1 protein-coding gene is annotated in these 6,990 nt (G+C 61.9%); it reads right to left on the reverse strand.

Features of this window, described 5'->3' with window-relative positions; genetic code table 11:
• Positions 1-6,990: immunoglobulin-like domain-containing protein (locus IEQ42_RS27065; RefSeq protein ID WP_338109829.1), on the reverse strand; the 6,990-nt coding region annotated here is incomplete at both ends.

Here is a 6,990-nt window from a genome sequence, read left to right on the forward strand (position 1 = left end):
CATCTTTGTAGACGTCATCGGTCGGAGCCGGAACGGTCACGGTGCCGGTGGTTTTACCCGCTTCGATAGTGATGACAGAGCCGTTGCTCAGAGTCACAGTCACTGGCGAACCAGCAGCGTTGGTCAGAGTGGCGGTGTAGGTGATTTGACCACCCTCGGCCACGCTGCCGGTCGCGGTCAGCGACAGGTTGGTGGTGTCGACGGTGTCAGTGACGTTTGTCGAAACCGGGGTTTTGTCAGCCACCAAATCTTCGTAATTACCGCCGGAAACGCCTGTGATCGAGTTAGTCAGCGGTGCATTGCCGGCCAGCGCATCGTTCGGTGCGGTAGCGGTCACGGTGCCAGTGGTCTGGCCGACAGCGATGGTGATGTTCTGGCCGTTGGCCAGAGTCACGACAACCGGGGAGCCAGTCACCGGGGCGCCAACAATTGCGGTGTAAGTGACGGTGCCGCCTTCAGCCACCGAAGTATCGGCAGTCAGTTTCACGGTCGAGGTGTCGACGGTGTCAGTGACGTCGGTAACGGCCGGAACGGTGCTTGGCACCAGATTCTCGAAGTTGCCGCCGGTAGCCGTGGCAATGGTCGCTTCGACTTTGCCCGCGTCTTTGTAAACGTCATCGGTCGGAGCCGGAACGGTCACGGTGCCGGTGGTTTTACCCGCTTCGATAGTGATGACAGAGCCGTTGCTCAGAGTCACGGTCACTGGCGAGCCAGCAGCGTTGGTCAGAGTGGCGGTGTAGGTGATTTGACCACCCTCGGCCACGCTGCCGGTCGCGGTCAGCGACAGGTTGGTGGTGTCGACGGTGTCAGTGACGTTTGTCGAAACCGGGGTTTTGTCAGCCACCAAATCTTCGTAATTACCGCCGGAAACGCCTGTGATCGAGTTAGTCAGCGGTGCATTGCCGGCCAGCGCATCGTTCGGTGCGGTAGCGGTCACGGTGCCAGTGGTCTGGCCGACAGCGATGGTGATGTTCTGGCCGTTGGCCAGAGTCACGACAACCGGGGAGCCAGTCACCGGGGCGCCAACAATTGCGGTGTAAGTGACGGTGCCGCCTTCAGCCACCGAAGTATCGGCAGTCAGTTTCACGGTCGAGGTGTCGACGGTGTCAGTGACGTCGGTAACGGCCGGAACGGTGCTTGGCACCAGATTCTCGAAGTTGCCGCCGGTAGCCGTGGCAATGGTCGCTTCGACTTTGCCCGCGTCTTTGTAAACGTCATCGGTCGGAGCCGGAACGGTCACGGTGCCGGTGGTTTTACCCGCTTCGATAGTGATGACAGAGCCGTTGCTCAGAGTCACGGTCACTGGCGAGCCAGCAGCGTTGGTCAGGGTGGCGGTGTAGGTGATTTGACCACCCTCGGCCACAGAACCGGTCGCGGTCAGCGACAAGTTGGTGGTGTCGGCGACATCAGTCACGGTGGTCGAAACCGGCGTCTTGTCAGCCACGAGATCTTCGTAGTTGCCGCCGGAAACGCCTGTGATCGAGTTAGTCAGCGGTGCATTGCCGGCCAGCGCATCGTTCGGCGCGGCAGCGGTCACGGTGCCCGTGGTCTGGCCAACAGCGATGGTGATGTTCTGGCCGTTGGCCAGGGTCACGACAACCGGGGAGCCAGTCACCGGGGCGCCAACAGTTGCGGTGTAAGTGACGGTGCCGCCTTCAGCCACCGAAGTATCGGCAGTCAGTTTCACGGTCGAGGTGTCGACGGTGTCAGTAACGTCGGTAACGGCCGGAACGGTGCTCGGCACCAGATTCTCGAAGTTGCCGCCGGTAGCCGTGGCAATGGTCGCTTCGACTTTGCCCGCGTCTTTGTAAACGTCATCGGTCGGAGCCGGAACGGTCACGGTGCCGGTGGTTTTACCCGCCTCAATGGTGATTACCGAGCCGTTGCTCAGAGTCACGGTCACTGGCGAACCAGCAGCGTTGGTCAGAGTGGCGGTGTAGGTGATTTGACCACCCTCGGCCACAGAACCGGTTGCCGTCAGCGACAGGTTGGTGGTGTCGACGGTGTCAGTGACGTTTGTCGAAACCGGGGTTTTGTCAGCCACCAAATCTTCGTAATTACCGCCGCTCACCTCGGTGATCGCATTGGTAATCGGCGCATGACCAGCCAACGCGTCGTTTGGCGCAATGGTGGTCGCGGTGCCAGTGGTTTGGCCAACGCCGATGGTGATGGTCTGACCGTTAGCCAGGGTCACTACAACAGGCGAACCGGTTACTGGCGCGCCGACAGTTGCGGTGTAAGTGACAGTGCCACCCTCAGCCGTCGACTCGGTCGCGGTCAGTTTGACGGTGGTGGTGTCGATGGTATCGGTAACGTTGGTGACGGCCGGAACGGTGCTTGGCACCAGATTCTCGAAGTTGCCACCGGTGGCGCTCGAAATGGTCGCCTCGACCTTGCCAGCATCTTTGTAAACGTCGTCAGCCGGAGCAGCAACGCTCACGGTTCCAGACGTTTTACCCGCTTCGATGGTGATCACAGCGCCGTTCGACAGGGTCACCGTAACCGGCGTGCCGGCCGGGTTGGTCAGCGTCGCGGTGTAAACGATCGAACCGCCTTCAGCCACCGAGTCGGTCGCGGTCAGGTTCAGGTTGGTGGTGTCGGTGGTGTCCGAAACCGCGGTGTCAGCGGGCTTGCCGTCGATAGCGAGGTTTTCGTAGTTGCCGCCGGTGGCGCCGTCGATGGTCACGCTCAGGGAGCTGCCGCCAGCCAATGGGCTGTTCGGCGCGACGAAGTTCACAGTGCCGGTGGTTTCGCCTACGGCGATGGTGATGGTCTGGCCGTTGGACAGGGTCACCACGACTGGGGAGCCGGTCACCGGTGCGGTCACGGTTGCGGTGTAGACCACGGTTTCGCCTTCGGCGACGTTCGCGGTGGCGCTCAGCGACACGGTGGAGGTGTCGATGGTGTCGTTGACGGTGGTCACGGCCGGCACAGTGCTCGGCACCAGATTTTCGAAGTTGCCACCGGTGGCGGTGCTGATCGTTGCCTGCACGGAACCGGCGTCTTTGTAGACGTCGTCGGTCGGCGCAGGAACGGTCACGGTGCCGGTGGTTTTACCCGCTTCGATAGTGATTACAGAGCCGTTGCTCAGAGTCACGGTCACTGGCGAACCGGCAGCGTTGGTCAGGGTCGCGGTGTAAGTGATCTGGCCGCCTTCATTTACCGAACCCGTAGCGGTGAGCGACAGGTTGGTGGTGTCGGCGGTGTCAGTTACGGTTGTGCTGACCGGGGTTTTGTCGGCGACGAGGTTTTCGTAGTTGCCGCCGGTTACGTCGGTGATCGAGTTAGTCAGCGGCGCATGACCAGTCAGCGCATCATTCGGTGCGGTGAAGGTCACGGTGCCAGTGGTCTGGCCGACGCCGATGGTGATGTTCTGACCGTTGGCCAGGGTCACGACCACAGGCGAACCGGTAACCGGTGCACCCACAGTCGCTGTGTAAGTAACAGTGCCGCCTTCAGCCGCGGATTCGGTTGCGGTGAGTTTGACGGTCGAGGTGTCGATGGTGTCAGTAACGTCGGTCACGGCTGGTGTGGTGCTTGGAACCAGGTTCTCGAAGTTGCCGCCAGTCGCTTCCTTAATGGTAACTTCGACTTTGCCGGCGTCTTTGTAGACGTCATCGGCTGGCGCAGGAACGGTCACGGTGCCGCTGGTTTTACCCGCTTCGATAGTGATTACAGAGCCGTTCGACAGAGTCACATTCACTGGCGAACCGGCAGCGTTGGTCAGGGTCGCGGTGTAAGTGATCTGGCCGCCCTCGGCCACAGAACCGGTTGCCGTCAGCGACAGGTCGGTGGTGTCGACCGTATCGGTTACCGAAGTCACGGCCGGCGTTTTGTCCGCCACCAGATTTTCGTAATTGCCGCCGCTGGTGCCGTCAATCTTCACGCTCAGGGTGTTGCCACCCGCGAGTGCATCGTTCGGCGCAGTGAAGTTGGCGCTGCCGCTGCTGGCGCCGACCGGGATGGTGATGGTCTGGCCGTTGGACAGGGTCACGACAACCGGGGAGCCGGTGACCGGCGCGGTCACGGACGCGGTGTAAACCACCACGCCACCTTCAACGATGCTCGCCGTGGCGGTCAGCGAAACGGTGCTGTTGTCGATGGTGTCGGTAACGTCGGTGACGGCAGGGGTCTTGTCGACCACTAGGTTCTCGAAGTTGCCGCCGGTGGTCGTGGTGATGCTCGCGTCGACTTTGCCGGCGTCCTTGTACACGTCATCGTCGGGAGCAGCGACGGTGGCGGTGCCGGTAGTCGCGCCTTTGGCGATGTTGATCACCGCGCCGTTGCTCAAGGTCACGGTCATGGCCGTGCCGGCTGCATTGGTCAATGTGGCGGTGTAGATGATCGAGCCGCCCTCGGCGACCGAACCTGTCGCGCTCAGGCTGATATTGGTGGTGTCGACGGTGTCGGTCACGGTGGTGCTGACCGGGGTTTTGTCAGCGACCAGATTTTCGTAGTTGCCGCCGGTCACGTTGGTGATCGAGTTGGTCAGCGGTGTGTGGCCGGCCAATACGTCGTTCGGTGCGGTAGTGGTCGCGGTGCCTGTGGTCTGGCCCACGGCAATGGTGATGCTCTGGCCGTTGGCCAGGGTCACCACGACAGGGGAGCCCGTCACGGGCGCGCCGACGGTAGCGGTGTAGATGACGCTGCCACCTTCAGCCGCGGTTTCGCTGGCGGTCAGTTTGACGGTGGTGGTGTCGACGGTATCGGTCACGTCGGTGACGGCCGCAACGGTGCTCGGCACCAGGTTCTCGAAGTTGCCGCCGGTAGCGTCCTTGATGGTCACTTCGACTTTGCCGGCGTCCTTGTAGACGTCATCGGCTGGCGCTGGAACAGTCACGGTGCCGGTAGTCTTACCGGCCTCAATGGTGATCACCGAACCGTTCGACAGGGTCACGGTAACGGGCGAGCCCGCAGCGTTGGTCAGGGTCGCGGTGTAGGTGATCTGGCCACCCTCGGCCACGGAACCGGTCGCACTCAGCGACAGATTGGTGGTGTCAGTGGTGTCGGTCACGCTGGTGCTGACCGGGGTTTTGTCGGCCACGAGGTTTTCGTAGTTGCCGCCGGTTACGTCGGTGATCGAGTTGACCAGCGGTGCATGGCCGGTCAATGCATCGTTCGGGGCAGTCGTTGTCGCAGTGCCGGAGGTCTGGCCGACACCGATGGTGATGGTCTGGCCGTTAGCCAGGGTCACGGTCACTGGAGAACCCGTCACCGGTGCACCCACAGTCGCGGTGTAAGTGACCGTGCCACCTTCTGCAGCGGACTCGGTCGCAGTCAGTTTGACGGTCGAAGTATCGACGGTGTCGGTAATGTCAGTGACGGCTGGAACGGTGCTCGGCACCAGGTTCTCGAAATTGCCGCCAGTCGCCGTGGCAATGGTCGCTTCGACTTTGCCAGCGTCTATATAGACGTCATCGGCAGGCGCCGGAACGGTCACGGTGCCGGACGTTTTGCCGGCATCAATGGTGATCACGGCACCGTTCGACAGCGTCACGGTGACTGGTGAGCCCGCAGCGTTGGTCAGGGTCGCGGTGTAGGTGATCTGGCCACCTTCGGCCACGGAACCGGTCGCACTCAGCGACAGGTTGGTGGTGTCAGTGGTGTCGGTCACGGTGGTGCTGACCGGGGTTTTGTCGGCCACGAGGTTTTCGTAGTTGCCGCCGGTTACGTTGGTGATCGAGTTGGTGACCGGGGCTTGGCCAACCAATGCATCGTTCGGTGCGGTGGTGGTCACGGAGCCAGTGGTCTGGCCGACAGCGATGGTGATGTTCTGGCCGTTGGCCAATGTCACCACGACCGGCGAGCCAGTCACCGGCGCGCCAACGGTGGCGGTGTAGGTGACGGTGCCACCTTCAGCGACCGAGGTGTCGGCAGTCAGTTTGACGGTCGAAGTATCGACGGTGTCGGTAATGTCAGTGACGGCTGGAACGGTGCTCGGCACCAGGTTCTCGAAATTGCCGCCAGTCGCCGTGGCAATGGTCGCTTCGACTTTGCCAGCGTCTATATAGACGTCATCGGCAGGCGCCGGAACGGTCACGGTGCCGGACGTATTGCCGGCATCAATGGTGATCACGGCACCGTTCGACAGAGTCACGGTGACTGGCGAACCAGCAGCGTTGGTCAGGGTGGCGGTGTAGGTGATCTGACCGCCCTCAGCCACAGAACCAGTGGCACTCAGCGACAGGTTGGTGGTGTCCGCGACGTCAGTCACGGTGGTCGAAACCGGCGTCTTGTCGGCCACGAGGTCTTCGTAGTTGCCGCCGGAAACGCCGGTGATCGAGTTGGTCAGCGGTGCATTACCGGCCAGCGCATCGTTCGGCGCGGCAGCGGTCACGGTGCCAGTGGTCTGGCCGACGGCGATGGTGATGCTCTGACCGTTGGCCAGTGTCACGACAACCGGCGAGCCGGTCACTGGCGCACCAACGGTGGCGGTGTAAGTGACGGTGCCACCTTCAGCCACCGAAGTATCGGCAGTCAGTTTCACGGTCGAAGTGTCGACGGTGTCAGTGACTTCGGTCACCGCTGGCGTGGTACTCGGGACAAGGTTCTCGAAATTGCCGCCGGTAACCGTGGCAATGGTCGCTTCGACTTTGCCGGCATCTTTATAGACGTCATCAGCAGGCGCCGGGACTGTCACGGTGCCGGTGGTGTTGCCAGCGTCGATAGTGATGACAGAACCGTTCGAAAGGGTCACGGTCACTGGCGTGCCGGCTGGATTGGTCAGGGTCGCTGTGTAAACGATCGAACCACCTTCAGCCACCGTGCCGGTGGCGCTGAGGCTCAGGCCGGTGTTGTCGACCGAGTCGGTGATGGTGGTGGTCGCTGGCGTCGGGTTCGGCACCAGGTTTTCGAAGTTGCCACCGGTAGCGCCAGTGATGGTGGTGCTGACGGTGCTGCCATTGTTGTAAACGTCGTTGGCCGCGGTCGGCACGTTGACGGTGCCAGTGGTCTGGCCCGCGTCAATGGTGATGGTCGAGCCGTTCGACA

The organism is Pseudomonas iridis, from assembly GCF_017980685.1.
GTDB lineage: Bacteria > Pseudomonadota > Gammaproteobacteria > Pseudomonadales > Pseudomonadaceae > Aquipseudomonas > Aquipseudomonas iridis.